This window comes from Micromonospora purpureochromogenes (assembly GCF_900091515.1).
GTDB classification, from domain to species: Bacteria; Actinomycetota; Actinomycetes; order Mycobacteriales; family Micromonosporaceae; genus Micromonospora; species Micromonospora purpureochromogenes.
On sequence record NZ_LT607410.1, the window covers coordinates 3171096 to 3192155 of the forward strand.

General features: G+C 77.5%; 19 protein-coding genes and 1 pseudogene. 16 read left to right on the forward strand and 4 right to left on the reverse strand.

Annotated elements, in window-relative coordinates:
- Positions 1–40: 40 nt before the first annotated feature.
- From GA0074696_RS14700 to cobA, 12 genes and pseudogenes are all read left to right on the forward strand, one after another.
- Positions 41–2337 (forward strand): annotated as a pseudogene (locus tag GA0074696_RS14700) (VWA domain-containing protein); the annotation flags it as partial.
- 89 nt (positions 2338–2426) lie between these two features.
- On the forward strand, positions 2427–3038 hold the full coding sequence (cobO, locus tag GA0074696_RS14705) for a cob(I)yrinic acid a,c-diamide adenosyltransferase (RefSeq protein ID WP_088961630.1): 612 nt from the start codon (positions 2427–2429) through the stop codon (positions 3036–3038).
- Positions 3032–4396 carry a cobyrinate a,c-diamide synthase gene (locus tag GA0074696_RS14710; protein WP_088961631.1) on the forward strand — a complete coding sequence of 455 codons (1365 nt, stop codon included), beginning with the start codon at positions 3032–3034 and terminating at the stop codon, positions 4394–4396. Before cobO ends, GA0074696_RS14710 begins: the two co-directional genes overlap by 7 nt.
- Entirely contained in the window at positions 4393–5145 is a 753-nt protein-coding gene (gene cobI / locus GA0074696_RS14715; RefSeq protein WP_088961632.1) for a precorrin-2 C(20)-methyltransferase, read from the forward strand. The genes GA0074696_RS14710 and cobI overlap by 4 nt, the downstream gene beginning before the upstream one ends.
- Positions 5142–5972, forward strand: a complete 831-nt coding sequence (gene cobM / locus GA0074696_RS14720) for a precorrin-4 C(11)-methyltransferase (protein WP_088961633.1) — start codon at positions 5142–5144, stop codon at positions 5970–5972. Before cobI ends, cobM begins: the two co-directional genes overlap by 4 nt.
- Complete coding sequence (locus GA0074696_RS14725; RefSeq protein WP_088961634.1) at positions 5969–7120, forward strand: cobalt-precorrin-5B (C(1))-methyltransferase; 1152 nt, start codon at positions 5969–5971, stop codon at positions 7118–7120. The genes cobM and GA0074696_RS14725 overlap by 4 nt, the downstream gene beginning before the upstream one ends.
- Positions 7117–8469: a precorrin-6y C5,15-methyltransferase (decarboxylating) subunit CbiE gene (gene cbiE / locus GA0074696_RS14730; protein WP_407940586.1), complete on the forward strand. Its 1353-nt coding sequence runs from the start codon at positions 7117–7119 to the stop codon at positions 8467–8469. The genes GA0074696_RS14725 and cbiE overlap by 4 nt, the downstream gene beginning before the upstream one ends.
- Positions 8470–8606: 137 nt before the next feature.
- Positions 8607–10316 (forward strand): precorrin-3B C(17)-methyltransferase, encoded by a 1710-nt coding sequence (cobJ, locus tag GA0074696_RS14735; RefSeq protein WP_088964569.1) that lies wholly within the window; start codon positions 8607–8609, stop codon positions 10314–10316.
- A complete protein-coding gene (locus GA0074696_RS14740) occupies positions 10304–10495 on the forward strand; it encodes a 4Fe-4S binding protein (protein ID WP_088961635.1) in 192 nt (63 codons plus the stop codon). The genes cobJ and GA0074696_RS14740 overlap by 13 nt, the downstream gene beginning before the upstream one ends.
- Entirely contained in the window at positions 10492–11577 is a 1086-nt protein-coding gene (locus GA0074696_RS14745) for a HoxN/HupN/NixA family nickel/cobalt transporter (RefSeq protein ID WP_088961636.1), read from the forward strand. The genes GA0074696_RS14740 and GA0074696_RS14745 overlap by 4 nt, the downstream gene beginning before the upstream one ends.
- Positions 11574–12170, forward strand: a complete 597-nt coding sequence (locus GA0074696_RS14750; protein WP_088961637.1) for a precorrin-8X methylmutase — start codon at positions 11574–11576, stop codon at positions 12168–12170. The genes GA0074696_RS14745 and GA0074696_RS14750 overlap by 4 nt, the downstream gene beginning before the upstream one ends.
- Positions 12167–13828 (forward strand): uroporphyrinogen-III C-methyltransferase, encoded by a 1662-nt coding sequence (gene cobA, locus GA0074696_RS14755; RefSeq protein WP_088961638.1) that lies wholly within the window; start codon positions 12167–12169, stop codon positions 13826–13828. Before GA0074696_RS14750 ends, cobA begins: the two co-directional genes overlap by 4 nt.
- A 63-nt stretch (positions 13829–13891) precedes the next feature.
- On the opposite strand, the gene GA0074696_RS14760 is transcribed toward cobA, so the two are convergent.
- The 3 genes from GA0074696_RS14760 to GA0074696_RS14770 form a co-directional block, all read right to left on the reverse strand.
- Entirely contained in the window at positions 13892–14296 is a 405-nt protein-coding gene (locus GA0074696_RS14760) for a hypothetical protein (RefSeq protein ID WP_088961639.1), read from the reverse strand.
- Positions 14297–14487: 191 nt separating this feature from the next.
- The gene (gene crcB, locus GA0074696_RS14765; RefSeq protein ID WP_088961640.1) at positions 14488–14850 is read right to left on the reverse strand and encodes a fluoride efflux transporter CrcB; all 363 of its coding nucleotides are present in this window, start codon (positions 14848–14850) and stop codon (positions 14488–14490) included.
- Complete coding sequence (locus tag GA0074696_RS14770) at positions 14847–15335, reverse strand: FluC/FEX family fluoride channel (RefSeq protein WP_088964570.1); 489 nt, start codon at positions 15333–15335, stop codon at positions 14847–14849. Before GA0074696_RS14770 ends, crcB begins: the two co-directional genes overlap by 4 nt.
- 332 nt (positions 15336–15667) lie before the next feature.
- Between GA0074696_RS14770 and GA0074696_RS14775 the strand changes: the two genes are divergently transcribed.
- The 4 genes from GA0074696_RS14775 (at position 15668) to GA0074696_RS14790 (ending at position 18635) form a co-directional block, all read left to right on the forward strand.
- Positions 15668–16105, forward strand: a complete 438-nt coding sequence (locus GA0074696_RS14775; RefSeq protein WP_197700849.1) for a DUF6766 family protein — start codon at positions 15668–15670, stop codon at positions 16103–16105.
- A 160-nt stretch (positions 16106–16265) separates the two neighbouring features.
- Complete coding sequence (gene paaK / locus GA0074696_RS14780) at positions 16266–17573, forward strand: phenylacetate--CoA ligase PaaK (protein ID WP_088961641.1); 1308 nt, start codon at positions 16266–16268, stop codon at positions 17571–17573.
- Between the two features lies 1 nt (position 17574).
- Positions 17575–18003 (forward strand): hydroxyphenylacetyl-CoA thioesterase PaaI, encoded by a 429-nt coding sequence (paaI, locus tag GA0074696_RS14785; protein WP_088961642.1) that lies wholly within the window; start codon positions 17575–17577, stop codon positions 18001–18003.
- A 47-nt stretch (positions 18004–18050) separates the two neighbouring features.
- Positions 18051–18635, forward strand: coding sequence for a dienelactone hydrolase family protein (locus tag GA0074696_RS14790; RefSeq protein WP_088961643.1), 585 nt, complete (start codon positions 18051–18053; stop codon positions 18633–18635).
- A gap of 44 nt (positions 18636–18679) precedes the next feature.
- Here GA0074696_RS14790 and GA0074696_RS14795 read toward each other — a convergent pair whose 3' ends face one another.
- Positions 18680–21055, reverse strand: a complete 2376-nt coding sequence (locus GA0074696_RS14795; RefSeq protein WP_088961644.1) for an adenylate/guanylate cyclase domain-containing protein — start codon at positions 21053–21055, stop codon at positions 18680–18682.
- Positions 21056–21060: the final 5 nt, after the last annotated feature.

Sequence of the window (21060 nt, forward strand, 5' to 3'; positions counted from 1 at the left end):
CGGTTCTGCGAGCCCCGCAGTCGCGATCGGAGGCGGCGCAGTGAGCGCGAGGAGTGAGCCGGTTCTGCGAGCCCCCCAGTCGCGATCGAAGGAGGCGCAGTGAGCGCGTACCCGTTCAGCGCGGTGCTCGGCATGGACGACATGCGCCTGGCCCTGCTGCTCAACGCCGTTTCCCCGGCCATCGGCGGGGTGCTGGTGCGGGGCGAGAAGGGCACCGCCAAGTCCACCGCCGTGCGGGCCCTCGCGGCGCTGCTGCCCCCGGTCGACCGGGTCGCCGGCTGCCGTTTCGCCTGTGACCCGGCCGCCGCCGACCCCGCCTGCCCGGACGGGCCGCACCCGGCCGAGCCGGCGGCCGAGCGCCGCCCGGCCCGCCTGGTCGAGCTGCCGGTCGGCGCCGCCGAGGACCGGGTGGTCGGCTCGCTCGACCTGGAGAAGGCCCTCGGCGAGGGGGTACGCGCCTTCGAGCCGGGCCTGCTCGCCGCCGCCCACCGCGGCGTGCTCTACGTCGACGAGGTGAACCTGCTCCACGACCACCTGGTCGACCTGCTGCTCGACGCCGCCGCGATGGGCCGCTGCCACGTCGAGCGGGAAGGCGTCTCGGTCAGCCACGCCGCCCGGTTCCTGCTGGTCGGCACGATGAACCCGGAGGAGGGGGAGCTGCGCCCGCAGCTGCTCGACCGGTTCGGGCTCACCGTCGCCGTCGGTGCCAGCCGCGATCCGGCCGTCCGCGTCGAGGTGGTCCGCCGCCGGCTCGCCGCCGACGCCGACCCGGCCGGGTTCGCCGCCCGGTGGGCCGACGCCGACGCCGAGGTCGCCAGCCGGGTCGCCGCCGCCCGGCGACGGCTGGACCGGGTCCGGCTGCCCGACGCCGCGTTGCGCCAGATCGCCGAGGTGTGCGCCGCGTTCGACGTGGACGGGATGCGCGCCGACATCGTCACCGCCCGTACCGCGCTCGCGCACGCCGCCTGGCGGGGCCGGGACCGGGTGGGCGCCGAGGACGTCCGGGTCGCCGCCCGGCTCGCGTTGCCGCACCGGCGCCGCCGCGACCCGTTCGACAGCCCCGACCTGGACGAGAAGCGCCTGGACGAGGCGTTGCGGCGCGCCCAGGAGGAGCACCCCGACGACGACCCGCCCGGCGGCACCGGCCCCGACGACGACCCGCCCGGCGGCGGCCCGGGCGGCGGCCCCGACGGCGGTCCGGACGGCCCCGGCCCGGGCGGGGGCGAGGGGGGCCACCCGACCGGCAGCCACGCAGACGACCACCGTCCCGGCGACGCGGGCCCGGCAGACCGCGGCGAACCCGGGTCGACCGAGAGCGGCGACGACGGACGCTCCGGCGAACGGAGCGGGCGTCCCGACCCGGCCGGCCGCAGCGATGCCGGCTGGCCGACGGACGACGACCGGTGGCCGGACCGTGCCGACAGTGGTCCCGGCGACGGTCCCGACGGCGGCTCGCCGGACGACGGCCACGGCGCGCGCCCCGGCGGCGACACGGGAGACGGCCGGACCGCGGGCCGCCCGGCGACCGGGGTGCAGCCGGTGGCCGTACCCCGGGGTGGGTTGCGGGCCCGGCTGCTCACCGCGCCCGGGATCGGCGACGGCGTGCCGGGACGGCGCTCCCGCGCCCGGACCGGGCGCGGCCGGACCACCGGTGCGCGGGTGCCGGCGGGCCGGCCCGGAGCGCTGCACCTGCCGGCGACGCTGCGGGCCGCCGCCCCGCACCAGCCGGGCCGGGGCCGGCGCGGCGGCCCGCTGCTGCTGCGCCCCGACGACCTGCGCGAGGCGGTCCGGGAGGGACGCGAGGGCAACCTCGTGCTGTTCGTGGTCGACGCCAGCGGATCGATGGGTGCCCGGCAGCGGATGTCCGCCGTCAAGGGTGCGGTGCTCGCCCTGCTCACCGACGCCTACCAGCGCCGGGACAAGGTCGCCGTGATCGCCTTCCGGGGCGCCGGCGCGCGAACCCTGCTGCCCGCCACCTCCTCGGTGCTGGCCGCCTCCACCCGGCTGGCCGAGCTGCCCACCGGCGGGCGCACCCCGCTGGCGGAGGGGCTGCTCGCCGCCGCCGAGCTGCTGCGGGTGGAGCGGCTGCGCGACCCGAAGCGCCGCCCGCTGGTGCTGGTCGTCACCGACGGGCGGGCCACCGCCGGCGACCGCCCGCTGGACCGGGCCGCCCGGGCCGCGGCGGTGCTCGCCGCCACCGGCGCGCCCAGCGTGGTCGTCGACTGCGAGTCCGGCCCGGTCCGGCTCGGCCTCGGCCGCCGCCTCGCCGCCCAGCTCGGCGCGGACCACCACCCTCTCGACGCGGTCGCCACCGACCCCCTCCGCCGGCTCGCCAGCGGTCCGGCCTGCGGCTGCCGGGGCGGCACCCACCACACCTGCGCGACCGCGGCGGCCGGACCCGCCACCACGACGAGAAGGAGCGCCTGATGCCGCAGGGCAAGCCGTCCACCGTGCCCGCCGACGGGCTGACCACCCGGCAGCGGCGCCACCGCCCACTGCTGGTCGTGCACACCGGACAGATGAAGGGCAAGTCCACCGCCGCGTTCGGGCTGGCGCTGCGCGCCTGGACCGCCGGGTTCCCCATCGGGGTGTTCCAGTTCGTCAAGAGCGCCAAGTGGCGGGTCGGCGAGGAGAACGCCTTCCGCGCCCTCGGCGAGGTGCACGAGCGCACCGGCCAGGGCGCCCCGGTCGCCTGGCACAAGATGGGCGAGGGCTGGTCCTGGATCCAGCGCGGCGGCGAGGCCGACCACGCCGCCGACGCCCTGGAGGGCTGGCGGCAGATCCAGCGCGACCTGGCCGCCGAACGCTACGGCCTGTACGTGCTCGACGAGTTCACCTACCCGATGAAGTGGGGCTGGGTCGACGTCGACGAGGTCGTCGACACCCTCGCCAACCGTCCCGGCTTCCAGCACGTGGTGATCACCGGCCGGGACGCCGACCCGCGGCTGGTCGCCGCCGCCGACCTGGTCGCCGAGCTGACCAAGGTCAAGCACCCGATGGACGCGGGCCAGAAGGGTCAGAAGGGCATCGAATGGTGAGCCCGGACGCGCCGTGGCCGCTGCCCCGGCTGGTGGTGGCCGCCCCGGCCAGCGGGCACGGCAAGACCACCGTGGCCACCGGCCTGCTCGCCGCGCTGCGCCGGCGCGGGCTGACCGTCAGCCCGCACAAGGTCGGCCCCGACTACATCGACCCCGGCTACCACGCCCTCGCCGCCGGCCGGCCCGGCCGCAACCTCGACCCCTGGCTGGTCGGCGAGGAGCGGATCGCCCCGCTGCTGCGGCACGGCGCGAGCGTCCCCACCCCCGCCGACGTGGCGATCGTCGAGGGCGTGATGGGGCTGCACGACGGCGCGGTCGGCCGCGGGTCGTACGCCTCCACCGCGCACGTCGCCCGGCTGATCGACGCGCCCGTGCTGCTGGTCCTCGACACCACCGCGCAGGGCCGTTCGGCCGCCGCGCTGGTGCTCGGCATGCGCGCCTTCGACCCCGGCGTGCGCATCGGCGGGGTGGTGCTCAACCGGGTCGGCTCGCCCCGGCACGAGACCCTGCTGCGCGACGCCCTCGCCGAGGTGGGCGTACCGGTGCTCGGGGCGGTCACCCGGGCCGCCGAGGTGGCCGCCCCGTCGCGGCACCTCGGGCTGGTGCCGGTCGCCGAGCGGGCCCCCGAGTCGCTCGCCGTCGTCGCCGCCCTCGCCGACCTGGTCGAGTCCACCGTGGACCTCGACGCGGTGCTCGCCCTCGCCCGGACCGCCCCGCCGCTGACCGTCCGAGCCTGGGACCCGGCCAGCGCCGTCGGCGGCCCCGCCGGCCGGGACCGGCCGGTCGTCGCGGTGGCCGGCGGACCGGCCTTCACCTTCTCGTACGCCGAGACCACCGAACTGCTCGCCGCGGCAGGCGCCACCGTGGTCCGCTTCGACCCGCTGCGCGACCCGGCCCTGCCCGCCGGCGCCCGCGCCGTCGTCGTCGGCGGCGGCTTCCCCGAGGTGCACGTCGAGGCCCTCGCGGCCAACTCCGCGCTCCGCGCCGAACTGGCCGACTTCGACGGGCCGATCGTCGCCGAGTGCGCCGGCCTGCTCTACCTCGGGCGCTCCCTCGACGGGGTGCCGATGTGCGGGCGGCTGCCGCACACCGCCCGGATGACCGGCAGGCTCACCCTCGGCTACCGGGAGGCCGTCGCGGCCGCCGACTCCCCACCGCACCGGGCCGGCGAGCCGGTACGCGGCCACGAGTTCCACCGCACCGCCACCGACCCCGGCCACGGGGACCGGGCGGCGTGGCGCTGGGACGGCGGCCGGCACGGCTTCGTCGACGGCCGGGTGCACGCCTCCTACCTGCACACCCACTGGGCGGCGCACCCGTCGGCCGCCCGCCGCCTGGTCGAGGCGGCCGCCCGGTGAGCGCGCCGACGCTGACCGGGGTGGGCGTCGGCCCCGGCGACCCGGAACTGCTCACCCTGAAGGCGGTGCGGGTGCTGCGCGAGGCCGACCTGGTGGTCGTACCGGTGATGGACCGGCTGGCCGCGGACGGCGACGCGCCCCCGGGCCGGGCCGAGACCACCGTGCTCGCGCACGTCGACGCGGACCGGCTGCGCCGGCTGCCGTTCGCCCTGGACGACCGGGGCGGGGTGACCGCCCGCCGGGAGCGGGCCTGGGACGCCGCCGCCCGGGCCGTGGTGGCCGCCCTCGACGGCGGCGCCGCCTCGATCGCCTTCGCCACCATCGGCGACCCGAACGTCTACTCCACCTTCGGCTACCTCGCGCAGAGCGTCCGCGCGCTGCGGCCGGCCGTCGAGGTGCGCACCGTGCCCGGGGTCACCGCCATGCAGGAGCTGGCCGCCCGCAGCGGCGTGCCGCTCTGCGAGGGCCGCGAACCGCTCACCCTGCTGCCGGCCACCGCCGGGCTGGCGCTCGTCTCCGACGCGCTGGCCGGGCCGGGCACCGTCGTCGTCTACAAGGGCTGGCGGCGGCACCCCGAGCTGGTCGACGAACTGCGCCGCCACGACCGGTTGCCGGACGCCGTGCTCGGCCGGTCGGTCGGCCTGCCCGGGGAGCGGATCGGGCCGGTCGACGCCGCCGCCGACGACCTGCCGTACCTGTCGACACTGCTGGTCCCGGCGCGCCGGGACCGCCGGGGAGGAAAACTGTGACGACCACCGGAAAGGTCTGGTTCGTCGGGGCCGGACCCGGCGCGGCCGACCTGCTCACCCTGCGCGCCGCCCGGGTGATCGGCGCCGCCGACGTGGTGATCTGGGCGGCCAGCCTGGTGCACGCCGACGTCCTCGCCCACGCCCGCGCCGACGCCGAGATCGTCGACTCGTCGCAGCTGCCGATCGAGGGGGTGCTGCCGCTGTACCGCCGCGCCGCCGCCGAGGGGCTGACGGTGGCCCGGATCCACTCCGGCGACCCGGCGCTCTGGGGCGCGGTGCAGGAACAACTCGACCTGTGCCGGGCGCTCGACCTGGCGGTGGAGATCGTGCCCGGGGTGTCGTCGTTCACCGCGGTGGCGGCCATCGTCGGCCGGGAGCTGACCATCCCCGAAGTGGCCCAGTCGGTGATCCTCACCCGCCTCGAAGGCGGCAAGACGCCGATGCCGCCGGGGGAGCGGGTCCGCGACTTCGCCCGGCACGGCACCACGATGGCGCTGTTCCTCTCCGCCGCCCGCTCCGGGCAGGCGCAGGCCGAGCTGCTCGCCGGCGGCTACCCGCCGGACACCCCGGTCGTGGTGGCGTACCAGGCGACCTGGCCGGACGAGCTGGTGGTGCGCTGCGCGCTGGCCGACCTGGAGGCCACCGTCAAGGAGCACCGGCTCTGGAAGCACACCCTCTTCCTGGTCGGCCCCGCGCTCGCCGCCACCGGCACCCGCTCGCACCTCTACCACCCCGGGCACTTCCACACCTTCCGCCGGGCCGAGCCGGCCGCCCGCGCCGAGCTGCGCCGCGCCCGCGCCGCCGGGTCGGGGGACGGCCCCCGGTGACGTACGCCGAGCCGCCGCTGCGCGAGCCGGACCTGCCGCGTACCGCGAAGGTCCGGCCCACCGCGCTGCGTACCGGCTGGACCACCGGCGCCTGCGCGACGGCGGCGGCCAAGGCCGCGGTGACCGCCCTGGTCACCGGCGTGCCGCAGCCGGAGGTGGAGATCGGGTTGCCCGGCGGCCAGCGGGTCAGCTTCCCGGTCGCCCGGTGCGACCTCACCCCGGCCCCCGAGGCGCGCGCCGAGGCGGTGGTGGTCAAGGACGCCGGCGACGACCCGGACGTCACCCACGGCGCGCACCTCACCGCCACCGTCGGTTGGCGCGCCGAGCCCGGCCTGGACCTCGCCGGCGGCCTCGGCGTCGGCACCGTCACCAAGCCCGGGCTCGGCCTCGCCGTCGGCGGCCCGGCGATCAACGAGACGCCGCGCCGGATGATCGGCCAGGCCGTGGCCGAGGTGGTCGACCTCACCGAGGTGGGCGTCCGGGTGGTGATCAGCGTGCCGGGCGGTGAGGTGATGGCCCGCAAGACCACCAATCGGCGGCTCGGCATCCTCGGCGGCATCTCGATCCTCGGCACCACCGGGATCGTCCGGCCCTTCTCCACCGCCTCGTGGCGGGCCAGCGTGGTGCAGGCGGTGCACGTGATGGCCGCCCAGGGCGAGTCCACCGTGGTGCTCTGCACCGGCGGGCGGACCGAGCGCGCCGCCCGGGAACTGCTGCCGGAGCTGCCGGAGGTGTGCTTCGTCGAGGTCGGCGACTTCACCGGCGCCGCGGTCACCGCCGCCGTCGGCGACGGGATGACCGGGGTGGTCTTCGTCGGGATGGCCGGCAAGCTGGCCAAGCTCGCCGCCGGCATCCTGATGACCCACTACACCCGCTCCAAGGTGGACCTCTCACTGCTCGGCGCGGTCACCGCCGAGGCCGGCGGCGACGCCGACCTGGTCGCGGCGGTCACCGCGGCGAACACCGGGCGGCACGCGTACGAGCTGTGGGAGACCGCCGGCCTGCTCGGTCCCGCCGGGGACCTGCTCTGTCAGCGGGTCCGCCAGGTGCTGCTCCGCTTCGCCGAGCGGGCGGTCACCGTCGACGTTGCCATGGTCGACTTCGCCGGCTCCCGGGTCGTCGCCTCTTCGGGCCGGTGGGCGGCGTGACCGCCACGCCGTCGCGGAACGGTGACCCGGTCACTCAGGGTGGTGGCCGGCCCCGGCAATCCACCGGCGACCGAGATGACTCCCAGTCATATTCATGCCTGACCGGAATACCGCTCACCGAAGACCTGTCCGCCGGCGCGGCCGTGACCGTGGTGGGGATCGACGCCGCCGGTCGGCCGGCGCACCCCGGGCTGGCCGAGGCGCTCGCCGCGGCCGAGCTGGTGGTCGGGGCGGCCCGGCACCTCGCCGCCGTGCCGGTGCCGCCCGGCTGCCCGACCGTGACCCTCGGGCCGCTCACCCCCGCCCTGGACCGGCTGCGCTCCGCCGTCGCCGCCGGCGCGCACGCCGTCGTGCTGGCCAGCGGCGATCCCGGCTTCTTCGGCATCGTCCGGCGGCTGCGGGCGGCCGGGCTGCCGCTGCGGGTGCTGCCCGCGGTCTCCAGCGTCGCCGCCGCGTTCGCCCGTGCCGGACTGCCCTGGGACGGCGCGGCGGTGGTCACCGCGCACGGGCGCGACCCCCGGCCGGCGCTCAACGCCTGCCGCGCACTGCCCGCCGTCGCGGTGCTCACCGCGCCCGGCGCCGGGGCGGCCGAGCTCGGGGCGGGCCTGGTCGGCTGGTCCCGCCGCCTGGTGGTGGCCGAGCACCTCGGCACGGCCGACGAGCGAGTCACCTGGACCACCCCCGAGGACGCCGCCAGCCGCCCCTGGGCCGACCCGCACGTCCTGCTCAGTCTCGCTTCGGATCGGGCCGCCGGCGGCGGGACTGGCCCGATGCGGGCGGACAACCAGCCGGCCGCCGCGCCGCCCGGCGGCTGGGCGCTGCCCGAGTCCGGGTACGCCCACCGCGACTCGATGATCACCAAGGCGGAGGTACGCGCCCTCGCGGTGGCCCGGCTGCGCCCCCGGCTCGGCCGGCTGATCTGGGACGTGGGCGCCGGCAGCGGCTCGGTGGGCATCGAGTGCGCCCTGCTCGGCGCGGCCGTGATCGCGGTGGAACGCGACCCGCAGGCGCCGGTGCGGGCCAACGCCGCCCGGCACGGCGTCGACGTCCGGCTGGTGACCGGTCACGCCCCCGAGGCGCTGCGCGGGCTGCCCGACCCGGACGCCGTCTTCGTCGGCGGCGGCGGCACCGACGTGCTGACCGCGGTGGCCGCCCGCCGGCCGGACCGGGTGGTGGTCACCCTCGCGGCGCTGGACCGGGTCGCCCCCGCCGTGCACCTGCTGCGCGCCGCCGGCTACGCGGTCGAGGGCAGCCAGCTCGCCGCCGCCCGCCTCGCCGACCTGCCCGGCGGCTCCCTGCGCCTGGCCGCCACCAACCCGGTGGTCGTGCTGACCGGGGAGCGCCGGTGACCACGCCACCCACCCACCACACCGGACCCTCGCGGGGAGCGCACGTGCACCAGACCGCACCACCCGACACCGCCCCGACCGACCCCGCCGCCGCGCCCGGCTCGGCCGGGGCCACGACCGTTGCGGCCAACACGAGTGTGACGGCCGGCCCGGCGACCGGCCCCGCCACCGTCGGGCTCGTCGCCGCCACCGCCGCCGGGCGGCGGCACGCCCGGACCCTCGCCGAGGCCTGGCCGCACGCCCGGGAGGTCCCGGGGGAGACGGTCGCCGACGCGCTGCGGACGGCCTGGGCGCAGTGCGACGCGGTGGTGGCGTTCCTCGCCACCGGGGCGGTGGTCCGGATCCTCGCGCCGCTGCTCGGCGACAAGCGCACCGACCCGGCCGTGGTGGTCGTCGATGAGGCCGCCCGGCACGCCGTCGCGCTGCTCGGCGGGCACGCCGGCGGCGCCAACGCCCTCGCTGCCGAGGTGGCCGCGCTGCTCGACGCCCGCCCGGTGGTCACCACCGCCACCGACGCGGTCGGCCTGCCCGGCCTGGACACCCTCGGCTGGCCGGTCGAGGGCGCGGTGGCCGCCGTCTCCCGGGCGATCCTCGACGGCGAGCCGGTCCGCCTCGACGCCGACGCCACCTGGCCGTTGCCGCCGCTGCCGGACAACGTGCGCGCCGACGCGCCGGACGGCGGGTACCGGCTGCTGGTCACCGACCGGGTCGTGCCGCTGGACGGGCGGACCGCCGTGCTGCGCCCGCCGTCCCTGGTCGCCGGGATCGGCTCCAGCCGGGGCGTGGCCGCCGCCGAGGTGGCCGGGCTGCTGCGCCGCGCGCTCGCCGGGGCCGGGCTGGCCGAGGCCAGCCTGCGCTGCCTGGCCAGCGTCGACCTCAAGGCCGACGAGGCGGGCATCGTGGACACCGCCCGCGCGCTCGGCGTACCCCTGATGACCTGGCCGGCGGCGGAGCTGGCCGCCGTCGACGTGCCGCACCCCAGCGAGGTGGTCCGCGCCGCCGTCGGCACGCCCAGCGTCGCGGAGGCCGCGGCGCTGCGCCGCGGCGACGCCACCCTGCTGGTGCCGAAGACCGCCTCGGCGATGGCGACGGTCGCCGTCGCCAGGCACGCCCCGCGCGGTCGGCTGGCGATCGTCGGGCTCGGCCCCGGCGCGCCCGACCTGCGCACCCCGCGGGCGGTGGCCGAGCTCCGCCGGGCCGCCGTGGTCGTCGGCCTCGACCAGTACGTCGCGCAGGTCCGCGACCTGCTGCGGCCGGGCACCCGGGTGCTCGCCAGCGGGCTCGGCGCGGAGGAGGAGCGGGCCCGCGCCGCCGTCGCCGAGGCCACCGCCGGTCACGCGGTCGCGCTGATCGGCTCCGGCGACGCCGGGGTGTACGCGATGGCCAGCCCCGCCCTGGAGTACGCCGACGCCCGCGTCGACGTGGTCGGCGTGCCCGGGGTGACCGCCGGGCTGGCCGCGGCGGCGCTGCTCGGCGCGCCGCTCGGGCACGACCACGTCTACCTGAGCCTGTCCGACCTGCACACCCCGTGGGAGGTCATCGTCCGGCGGATCACCGCCGCCGCCGAGGCCGACCTGGTGGCGCTGCTCTACAACCCGCGCAGCCGGGCCCGGGACTGGCAGCTCGGCGCGGCGCTGGAGCTGTTCGCCGCGCACCGCCCGCCGGACACCCCGGTCGGGGTGGTGCGCAATGCCAGCCGCGCCGGCGAACGGGTCCACCTGGCCACCCTGGCCACCTTCGACCCGGCCCTGGTCGACATGTACGGCGTGGTGGTCGTCGGCAGCACCCAAACCCGGCTGGTCGCCGGCCGGATGGTCACGCCCCGGGGGTACCGGTGGCGGCGGTGACCATCGGCGCCTGCCAGGGCTGCGGCGCCTGCCTGCTCACCTGCCCGACGCACGCCATCCGGCCGACGCCCGGCGGCCTCACCGTCCGCGACGACCGCTGCACCGGCTGCCTGGAGTGCCTGGAGATCTGCCCGGTGGACGCCATCAGCGCCACCGCCGAACCACGAGGAGACCGATGACTTCCACCCCGACCGCCGCCCCGCCCATCGGGCGGTGGAGCCGCGCCGAGCGGGTACGCCTCGGCGGCATCGTGTTCGCCGTCGCCGCCCTGCACGTCGCCGGATGGAGCCTCTACCTGTACTGGAACGACCAGCCCGCGGCGGCCGGCGGGCTGGCCGGGGCGGGCACCCTCGCGTACGCGCTCGGGGTGCGGCACGCCTTCGACGCCGACCACATCGCCGCCATCGACGACACCACCCGGCTGATGCTGCTGCGCGGCCGCCGCGCCGTCGGCGTCGGGTTCTTCTTCGCCCTCGGGCACAGCGCGGTGGTGCTGCTGCTCTCCCTGGTGATCGGGCTCGCCTCGGCCACCATGACCGACGGCGGCCTGGCCGGGGTCCGCCAGGTCGGCGCGGTGGTCGCCGCGGCCACCGCCACCGCGTTCCTGCTGCTGGTGGCGGTGCTCAACGCGGCGGTGCTGGCCGGGCTGGCAAAGCTGTGGCGGCGGCTGCGGGCCGGCGCGCTGGACGAGTCCGAGCTGGACCTGCTGCTGCTCAACCGGGGCCTGGTGCACCGGATCCTCGGCTCGCGGGCCCGGTCGCTGGTGCGCTCCTCCTGGCACATGGCCCCGATCGGCTTCCTCTTCGGCCTGGGCCTGGAGACCGCCAGCGAGGTCACCCTGCTGTCGCTGTCGGCGAGCACCGCCGCCGGCGGCGGCCTGCCGGTGCTGGCCCTGCTCACCCTGCCGCTGCTCTTCGCCGCCGGGATGTCCGCCATGGACACCGCCGACAGCCTGCTGATGGCCCGCGCCTACTCGTGGGCGTACCGGCACCCGGCCCGGCGGCTCTGGTACAACCTGGCCACCACCGCGATGACCGTGCTGGTCGGTGCCCTGGTCGCCAGCGTCTACCTGGCCAGCCTGCTGGTCGACCACCTCGGGGTGACCGCGCTGGCCGGGTACGCCGCGCTGGGCGACCACTTCGAACAGCTCGGCTACGCGGTGGTGCTGCTCTTCGTGCTGGCCTGGGGCGGCGCGGTGGTGCTGTGGAAGCTGCGCGGCCACGACCGGCGCTACGGCGGCGCGGCCGGGGACCACCCGTGACCCGCGTCGTGCACCCCATCGAGCGGGAGTCGTACCGCATCCTGCGGGAGCGGGTCGACCTGAGCCACCTGCCCCCGCTGAGCCGGGCGGTCACCGAGCGGGTGGTGCACGCCAGCGCCGACCTCGGCTACGTCACCGAGCTGGTCTGCGACGAGGCGGCGCTGGAAGGCGGGCTGGCCGCGCTGCGCGCCGGTGCGCCCATCGTGGCCGACGTCTGGATGGTCGCCGCCGGGATCACCGGGGCCGGTCGGGACATCGTCTGCCCGGTCGCCGAGCCGGCCGCCGCCGAACTTGCCCGCGACACCGGCCTGACCCGCTCCGCGGCGGCGGTGCGCATCGCCCTGGACCGGGTCGGGCCGGGCGCCGTCTGGGTGGTCGGCTGCGCGCCGACCGCGTTGGCCGAACTGCTCACCCTCGACGCGGCGCCCGCCCTGGTGGTCGGGCTGCCGGTCGGCTTCGTCGGCGCCGCCGAGAGCAAGGCGGCGCTGCGGGCCGGCGGCCTGCCCGCCGTGTCCAACGTCGGCGAGAAGGGCGGCTCGGCGGTCGCCGCCGCCGCCCTCAACGCCCTGCTGTACCAGGAGGAGGCGACATGAGCGCGCTGGTCATCGTCGGGCACGGCACGCGCAGCGCGGCCGGGGTCGACCAGTTCACCGCGCTCGTCGACCGGGTCCGCCGGCGCGCCGCCGGCAGCGTCGGCGACGTCGAGGGCGGCTTCATCGAGCTGTCCCGCCCGCCGCTGACCGACGCGGTCGCCGCGCTGGCCGGCCGGGGGCACCGGTCGCTGGTGGCGCTGCCGCTGGTGCTCACCGCCGCCGGGCACGGCAAGGGCGACATCCCCGCCGCGATGGCCCGCGAGCAGGCCCGCCACCCCGGCCTGACCTACCGCTACGGGCGGCCGCTCGGGCCGCACCCGCTGCTGCTCACCGCCCTGGCCGAGCGGATCGACGCCGCCCTGGCCGGGGCCGACCGGGCCGGCACCTGGGTGGCGCTGATCGGCCGGGGCTCCACCGACCCGGACGCCAACGCCGAGGTGGCGAAGGTGGCCCGGCTGCTCTGGGAGGGGCGCGGCTACGCCGGGGTCGAACCCGGTTTCGTCTCCCTGGCCGAGCCGTCCGTGCCGGCGGTGCTGGAGCGGCTGCGCCGGCTCGGCGCCCGGCGGATCGTGGTCGCCCCGTACTTCCTCTTCGCCGGGGTGCTGCCGGACCGGATCGTCGCCCGGTCGACCGAGTTCGCCGCCGCCCACCCCGACCTGGACGTGCGGGTGGCCGACCTGATCGGCGACTGCGACGCGCTGGCCGACCTGGTGCTGGAACGGCACGCCGAGGCGCTGCGCGGGGACATCCGGATGAACTGCGACACCTGCGCGTACCGGGTGCTGATGCCGGGCTTCGCCGACAAGGTGGGCCGGCCGCAGACCCCGCACGACCACCCCGACGACCCGGTGGGCGGCCACCATCACCACCACCACGACCACCACCATCCTCAGCGGCACGAGCCCACGCTGCGCCCGGGGCAGGTGGCCATCGTGGGCGGCGGCCCCGGCCCCGACGACCTGATCACCGTACGGGGGAGGGCGATGCTGCACGCCGCGGACGTGGTGGTGGCCGACCGGCTCGCCCCGCAGGGCCTGCTCGCCGGGCTGCGCCCGGGCGTGCTGGTGGTCGACGCGGCGAAGGTGCCCCGGGGACCGTCGATGGGGCAGGACACCATCAACGACACCCTGATCCGCCACGCCCGCGCCGGCAAGCGGGTGGTCCGGCTCAAGGGCGGCGACCCGTACGTCTTCGGGCGCGGCCACGAGGAGGTTCAGGCCTGCGCCGCCGCCGGGGTCGAGACGGTGCTGGTCCCCGGGGTGAGCAGCGCCGTCGCCGCGCCCGCCCTGGCCGGCGTGCCGGTCACCCACCGGGGTGTCGCGCACGACGTCACCGTCGTCTCCGGACACCTGCCGCCGGAGCATCCCGGGTCGCTGGTGGAGTGGGCGGCGCTGGGCCGGTCCCGGGGGACGCTGGTGCTGCTGATGGCGGTCGACACCATCGGCCGGATCGCCGAGACGCTGGTGGCCCAGGGCCGCGCGGCGGACACCCCGGTGCTGATGGTGCAGGACGCCGGGCACCCCGGGCAGCGGGCCCTGCCGACCACGCTGGACGAGGTGGGCGAGCTGGCCGCCCGGGAGGGCGTCCGGCCGCCGGCGGTCTTCGTGGTCGGGCCGGTGGTGGCCCTCGCCCCGGTCGCGGCGGTCGCGGCGGGCTGAGCCGCCGGGGTTCTCCCAGGCGGCCGGCCCGAGCAGCACGGTGACCGGGGCGCTCGGAGCCGGTCAGAGCAGGGCGACACCGAGCAGGACGGCGCCGAGGCTCAGGCTCACGCCACCGGCGACGGTGAGCCAGAGGAGCTTGTTCGGCCGGGTGTCGGTGGGCCGGGGTACCGAGAGGAAGAAGCCCAGCGGCATGAGGATCGGCGCGGCGACCAGCAGCGTCCGGATCAGCGAGCGCATCCCGTCCGACGCCTCGGCCTGGTCGAGGTACGGCAGGGCGACCAGGACGAGGATGACCAGCACGCCGGCGTGCGCGTGGCCGGCCGTCCACAGCCCCCGCCGGACCGGATTGTCCAGGTAGCCGGGCCGGTTTCGGGCCAGGTGGACGAGGAGGGTCAGCCCGCCGTACGCGACCGCGACGACGGTGATCAGCAGGATTCCCGCAGTGGTGCGCGTGTCCGATGACATCGTCGTCTCCGTCTCGTCGCTGTCCGCTCTGCCCGTCGGCACCACTTGGTGAACAGTCGCGGCCCCCGTCACGTCACGCTCCACCTGCTCGGCGCGGGCATCGGCCGCGGCGCCGAGAGGGGAACGGGGGCGCCGCGGAGCCGGGACCGGGTGCCGGGTCCGTCGCGCGCGACACCCGGCAGGCCGACGGATCAGCCGGTCGCCGCCCGGGCCAGCGCGTAGCCGAGGCTCGCCGCGGCCAGCCCGGCGACCACGCTGAGCAGCACGTTGGCCAGCGCGGCCAGCCGGTTGCCGTCGCGGGTCAGCCGCAGCGTCTCGTACCCGAAGGTGGACCAGGTGGTCAGCGCGCCGCAGAAGCCGGTGCCCAGCGCGGCGGTGACGGCCGGTCCGGCCGGCACCGCGACGAGCATCCCGAGCAGCAGCGAGCCGACGACGTTGACGGTGAGCGTGCCCCAGGGCAGGAGTGAGTCGTGCCGGGCCTGCACGGCCCGGTCGGTCAGGTAGCGCAGCGGGGCGCCCAGCGCCGCCCCCAACGCGATCAGCAGCACGGTCACCGGCCGTCTCCGGCCCGGTCGAGCAGCCGGCTGGCGACGGTGTCGCCGGCCGCGACCGCCAGCAGCCCGCCCAGCAGGGTGGCCGCGAGGTACGTCAGCGCCGTGCCGGCCGCGCCTGCCGCCACGGCCAGCCGGACGTCCACCACGTACGCGGAGAAGGTGGTGAAGCCGCCGAGGACGCCGACGCCGAAGAACGGGCGGGTCAACGGGGCGACGCGACGCCGGCCGATCACGGCCATCAGCACCCCGATGAGCAGGCAGCCGGTGACGTTGACGGCGAAGGTGGCCCACGGGAATCCGGCCGGGGGGTGCGGCAGGGCGGTCTGGACGCCGGCCCGGGCCAGCGCGCCGAGCACCCCGCCGGCCGCGATGGCGCCGAGCACCGCCGCCGGGTGCGCGGGCAGCTCGCCCCGGTCGGCGGGTACGTGCAGGTCGACGTCGGGGTCGACCCGGCGCGGTGCCGGTCCGGTCACCTCTCCTCCCACCAGTACGCGGGTCACTGGCAGGGACCGTCGGCGCGGTGTGCGCGGTTCTCCCGGTCGGTGCCGGGACGGTGGGCCCCACCACCGGACCCGCCCGCGAGCATATCCGGCGCCGCCGGCCGAGCTGGCGCCGCTGGTGGCCGCGCCGCACCGGCTGCCCGCACCCGCCCGCTGACCGTCCGTCCGACTCCACGGCACTGACGAGCCGACCCGCGCAGTCGCCCCATTGCGTCGATTCGGTTGGCGGTCGCCACCGGTTGCCGGCTGCGTCGTTTTGGCCGGCGCCCGCCGGGGCACATTCCACCGCGAGAAATATCGTCGAGAGGGGGTTCGTGATGGCGGCAGGCAGCACCTCGACCGGGACGCGGGCGTCGAACGGTCGCTCCGCGAAGGGGTCCACCGGCGCCGCGCGCCGGCCCGACGGGCCACCGTTCCGCAAGCCACGTTGGCCGAAGGCGTACGCGTTCGCGCTGGTCACCGGCGCGCTCTTCCTCCTCTCCTGGGTCGGCCAGTTCTTCTTCCAGCTGGCCGTGGAGAGCAACGAGGCCAGCCAGCACGGGCAGTCCTTCGCCTGGAGCGAGTTCCTGCCCCAGTTCTTCGCCAGCACCCTGGAGAACTGGCAGTCGGAGTTCCTTCAGCTGGTCTGGCAGGCCGCCGGGCTGGCGCTCTTCTACTACTGGGGCTCGTCGCAGTCCCGCGAGTCCGACGAGCGCATCGAGGCCAAGCTCGACGCGTTGCTGCGCGACCGGAACCTCGACCCGGAGAACCCGTGACGGTCTGAGCGCGTACCCCACCGGGCCGCGGGGGGCGGCCTCGGCGGGGTACGCGTGCGGGTCAGGCGGCGCCGCGCGGTGCGGTGTCGGCCGGCGGGCGTACGGTACGCACGGCGGCCGGCGTGGGTCCCGGTCGTCGTCGACGACCGCAGGAGGCACCGTGCACGACCGCACCCCCGCGCCGGAGGAGCTGGAACCCGTCGAGCGGGTGGGGGTCGACGAGCTGCGGGCGTTGCAACTCGACCGGCTGCGCTGGTCGCTGCGGCACGCGTACGACAACGTGCCGCACTACCGGCAGGCGTTCGAGGCGGCCGGCGTGCACCCCGACGACTGCCGGGAGCTGGCCGACCTGGCCCGGTTCCCGTTCACCGGCAAGGCCGAGCTGCGGGAGAACTACCCGTTCGGCATGTTCGCGGTGCCCCGCGAGCAGGTGGCGCGGCTGCACGCGTCCTCCGGCACCACCGGCCGGCCCACCGTGGTCGGCTACACCCGCGAGGACCTGCGTACCTGGGCGCGGCTGATGGCCCGTTCGATCCGCGCCTCCGGCGGGCGGCCCGGCGACCGGGTGCACGTGGCGTACGGCTACGGCCTGTTCACCGGCGGCCTGGGCGCGCACTACGGCGCCGAGGAGCTGGGCTGCACGGTCATCCCGGTCTCCGGGGGGATGACCGAGCGGCAGGTGCTGCTGATCCGCGACTTCCAGCCCGAGGTCATCATGGTCACCCCCAGCTACATGCTGGCCATCGTGGACGAGATGGAGCGGCAGGGCGTCGACCCGCGCGCCACCTCGCTGCGGGTCGGCATCTTCGGCGCCGAGCCGTGGACCGAGGACATGCGCCGGGAGATGGAGCAGCGCCTCGACCTGCACGCGGTGGACATCTACGGCCTGTCCGAGGTGATGGGCCCGGGGGTGGCCACCGAGTGCGTGGAGACCAAGGACGGGCTGCACCTCTGGGAGGACCACTTCTATCCGGAGATCATCGACCCGGTGACCGGCGCGGTGCTGCCCGACGGCGAGCAGGGCGAGCTGGTGCTCACCTCGCTGACGAAGGAGGCGATGCCGGTGGTCCGCTACCGCACCCGCGACCTCACCCGCCTGCTGCCCGGCACCGCCCGGCCGATGCGCCGGATCGAGAAGATCACCGGCCGGACCGACGACATGATGATCGTGCGCGGGGTGAACGTCTTCCCGACCCAGATCGAGGAGCTGATCCTGCGTACCCCCGCGCTGTCGCCGCACTTCCAGTGCGTGCTGGCCCGCGAGGGGCGGCTCGACACCCTGACCGTCAAGGTGGAGCGCCGTGTGGGAGTCGACGTCGAGGAGGCCGCTCGCGCCGGCCGCGCACTGGTCGAGCAGGTGAAGAACACCATCGGGGTCAGCGTGGCGGTGGAGGTGATCGCGCCGGACGGGGTGGAGCGCTCGATGGGCAAGATGCGGCGGATCGTCGACCAGCGGCGGGTGGGCTGAGATGGCGGAGAACGGCCGGGTCGCGGCGGGGCGTACCGCCGCGCACGACATGTTCGACGCGGACGTGGCCTCCCGCGCCCTGGGCATCGAGCTGGTCTCCGCCGGCGACGGCGCCGCGGTGGCCCGGATGCGGGTGACCGCGACCACGCTCAACGGACACGCCATCGGCCACGGCGGCTTCGTCTTCCTGCTCGCCGACACGGCCTTCGCGCTGGCCTGCAACAGCCACGGCCCGGCCACGGTCGCCGCCGGCGGTGAGATCAGCTTCCTGCGCCCGGTCCGCGAGGGCGACCTGCTGACCGCCCGGGCCACCGAACGGGCCCGCTACGGCCGCAGCGGCATCTACGACGTCACCGTCTCCCGGGGCGACGAGGTGGTCGCCGAGTTCCGGGGCCGCAGCCGGACGCCGGCCCGCGGGACCGGGGGCTGACCGCGCGGCGCGCCGCCGCTGTCGGCGGTCTCCGGCACGATGACCCGATGACACACATCGTGCTCTTCCATTCCGTGTACGGGCTCCGGCCGGCCGTGCTGGCCCAAGCCGACCGGTTGCGCGCGGCCGGGCACCGGGTCGTCACCCCCGATCTCTACGGTGAGCCGCCGGCCGACACCGTGGAGGCGGGTTTCGCGCTGCTCGACAAGATCGGCCGCGACGAGGTGCTGCGCCGGGGTCGGGCCGCGCTGGCCCCGTTGCCGCCCGAGACGGTGCTGGCCGGCTGGTCGATGGGCGCGGGAGTGGCCGGGGCGCTGCTGGCCGAGCGGCCCGACGCCGCCGCGCTGCTGCTCCTGCACGGCACCGGCGCCGACCCGGCTGCGGTCCGCCCGGGCCTGCCGGTGCAACTGCACCTCGCCGACCCCGACGAGTACGAGACGCCGGAGGAGGTCGCCGAGTGGCAGCGGGCGATGACCGGGGCGGGGGCGCGGCTGGAGGTGTTCCGCTACCCGGGAGCCGGGCACCTCTTCACCGACCCGGACGTGCCGGACCACGATCCGCGGGCCGCCGAGCAGACCTGGGAGCGGGCACTGACCTTCCTCGCCGGGCTGGCCGGTCCGTCGGCCGACTGACTCCGGCCGTCCACCGCGCCACGGCGCGTGCCCGGTGGGGCGGTTCAGGCCACCCGCCTCACCGACGGGCCACCGTGGGGCGGCGTCCGGTCGGCGCGTTCCGCTGCCGCGTGAACCAGTGCCAGCACGGCGGCGGCGCTGCCCCGGCCGGTGGGGGCGGGAGGCGACGGCGGCCGGTGCGCCCGCCCGTCCGGAGCGCCGCGCAGGTGCCGGTCGTGGCCCGCGACGGTGTCGGAGGCTCGCCCGAGCCGACGCGGCCCGGCCGCGAGCCGGGGGAGGATCGGCACGACGCGGTCCTCGTGGCCGCCGCCGGAGCGCGGAGCCCACCCCAGGTCGGGGCGGCGGCCGTCGACCGCCCGGGTGCCCCCGTCCGGTACCCGGTTCCGGGCCGACGACGGTGGCGTCGACCACCGGCCCGCGCCGTCCACCGTGGACCGGACGTCGGGTGCGATCAGGTCGCGGCGCGTTCCGGCGCCGTGGTGGTCCCGCCCACCGTCCGAGGCTGCCGCCGAGGCGGCGAGGGCCGCAACCGGCTCCGGGGCGACGGCCGCCATCTGCTCGGCGGCGAGAGCGGACACCTGCTCGACGGCGAGGGCGGGAGCCGACTCGGCGTCGGCCGGGCGGGGCGTGGCCAGGCGGGGAGCGGGCGTGCCCGAGCGGGTGGACGTCACCCGTCCGGATGCCGTCGCGCGCCACTGCGCGGCCCGCCGGGCGAACTCGGCGCGGACGGCCCGGGGCAGCCGGTCGTACGCGGTCCGGCGCAGGGCCCGGTCCACGATCTCGTACCGGCCGTGCCGGTCACACCGGAGCAGGACGTCGGCGGTGGTGAGCCGGCGCAGCAGCGCCGCCGCCCGCCCGGGCGACCAGCCGAGCAGCCGGTCGACGGCCGGCGCGGTGAAGCCGACGCCCAGCGCCGCGCCCGCCGTCAGCACCGCCCGCCGCGCGTCGTCGAGCAGGTCCAGCCGGGCGGAGGCCATCCGGCGCACCGCCTCCGGCAGTCCGGGCTCCCCGTCGCCGGTCGCCGCGACGTACGCGCCGGCGTACCCGGGCACGCCGCCGACCAGCGGCAGCAGGCGGCCGGCGAGCGCGGCCGGCCGGCCGGCGCGGCGGAGCAGCCGGCGCAGCAGCCGCCCGGTGTCGACCGCGCCCAGCGGCGCCAGCGCCACCCGGCAGCGGCGGTCGTCGGGCACGGGCAGCGGGTCGGCGAGCTGCGGCCGGTGGGTGGCGACCACGGCCAGCGGCAGTCCGCGCAGGGTGGCCGCCGCGAAGAGGGCCCGCAGGAAGCGGTCCAGCTCCGGCCCGGCCCGGTCCAGGTCGTCGACCGCGACCACCACCGGCTGCCGGGCGGCGAGCGCCAGCAGCAGTTGGCGGCAGGCCGCCGGGCCACCGGTCGCCGGGGCCGTGCCCTCCGGCGCGGCGAGCAGCGCCGCCAGCGCGGCGACCGTCGGGGTGGCCCGGGCCGGTGCGATCAGCCCGTCGACCAGGGCGGTCAGCCGCCGGTGGACCACCGCCGGCGGGTCGCTGTCGCGCACCCCGGCCAGGTCGCGCACCAGCTCGGCGACCGGCCCGAGCGCCCCCCGCGGGTACGGGGGGCAGTGCGCCACGCACCAGCGGACCGCCACCCCGTCGACCTCCCGCAGCCCGTGGCGCAGCTCGTGCAGCAGCCGGCTGCGGCCGATGCCGTCCGGCCCGACCAGCGACACCCATCGTGGCCGGTGCTCGCGGGCGGCCCGGACCAGCTGGTCCTGGGCGGTGGCCAGCTCCCGGCGCCGGCCCACCAGCGGGCCCTCGTGCCGGGGCCGGCGCGGCCGGGCCGGCGAGGTGACCCGCCAGGCGTCGACCGGCAGCGCCTTGCCGGCCAGCGCCACCGGGGCGAGCGCGCGCTGGTCGACCAGGTCGGCGGTGGCCCGGTGGGTGGCGGCGCACACCACCACCCCGCCCGCCGGGGCGTACTCCTGCAACCGGGCGGCGGTCGTGGTGACCGCGCCGCTCGCGGCGCCGTGCCCGCCGTCACGGGCGGCGGCCAGGTCGACCACCGCCTCGCCGGTGGCCACCCCGACCCGGACCCGCAGCCGCACGCCCCCCGGCATGGGCCGCCGGTCCAGGGCACGCTGGATCTCCAGCGCGGCCCGGACCGCCCGGTACGCGTCGAGCCCGTCGGAGCGGCGCGCGCCGAACAGCGCCATCACCGCGTCGCCGACGTACTTCTCGACCACGCCGTGCCAGTGCCGCAGCACTCCGGCGACGGTGTCGAAGTACGCGCGTTGCAGCGCGCGGACGTCCTCCGGGTCGAGCCGTTCGGTCAGCGCCGTCGAACCGACGATGTCGGCGAACAGCACGCTGACCACGCGCCGTTCCTCCCGGACCGGCCAGGGTGACGTGACGTCCTCCCGACCGGTGGCGACCGTGGACAGTGGCATCGCAC

Bases quoted from the DNA above. Each gene is read 5' to 3' on its own strand.
- cobO (WP_088961630.1), top strand. From the start codon at position 2,427: ATGCCGCAGGGCAAGCCGTCCACCGTGCCCGCCGACGGGCTGACCACC.
- GA0074696_RS14710 (WP_088961631.1), top strand. From the start codon at position 3,032: ATGGTGAGCCCGGACGCGCCGTGGCCGCTGCCCCGGCTGGTGGTGGCC.
- GA0074696_RS14745 (WP_088961636.1), top strand. From the start codon at position 10,492: ATGACTTCCACCCCGACCGCCGCCCCGCCCATCGGGCGGTGGAGCCGC.
- cobA (WP_088961638.1), top strand. From the start codon at position 12,167: ATGAGCGCGCTGGTCATCGTCGGGCACGGCACGCGCAGCGCGGCCGGG.
- GA0074696_RS14760 (WP_088961639.1), bottom strand. From the start codon at position 14,296: ATGTCATCGGACACGCGCACCACTGCGGGAATCCTGCTGATCACCGTC.
- GA0074696_RS14775 (WP_197700849.1), top strand. From the start codon at position 15,668: ATGGCGGCAGGCAGCACCTCGACCGGGACGCGGGCGTCGAACGGTCGC.
- paaI (WP_088961642.1), top strand. From the start codon at position 17,575: ATGGCGGAGAACGGCCGGGTCGCGGCGGGGCGTACCGCCGCGCACGAC.
- GA0074696_RS14790 (WP_088961643.1), top strand. From the start codon at position 18,051: ATGACACACATCGTGCTCTTCCATTCCGTGTACGGGCTCCGGCCGGCC.
- GA0074696_RS14795 (WP_088961644.1), bottom strand. From the start codon at position 21,055: ATGCCACTGTCCACGGTCGCCACCGGTCGGGAGGACGTCACGTCACCC.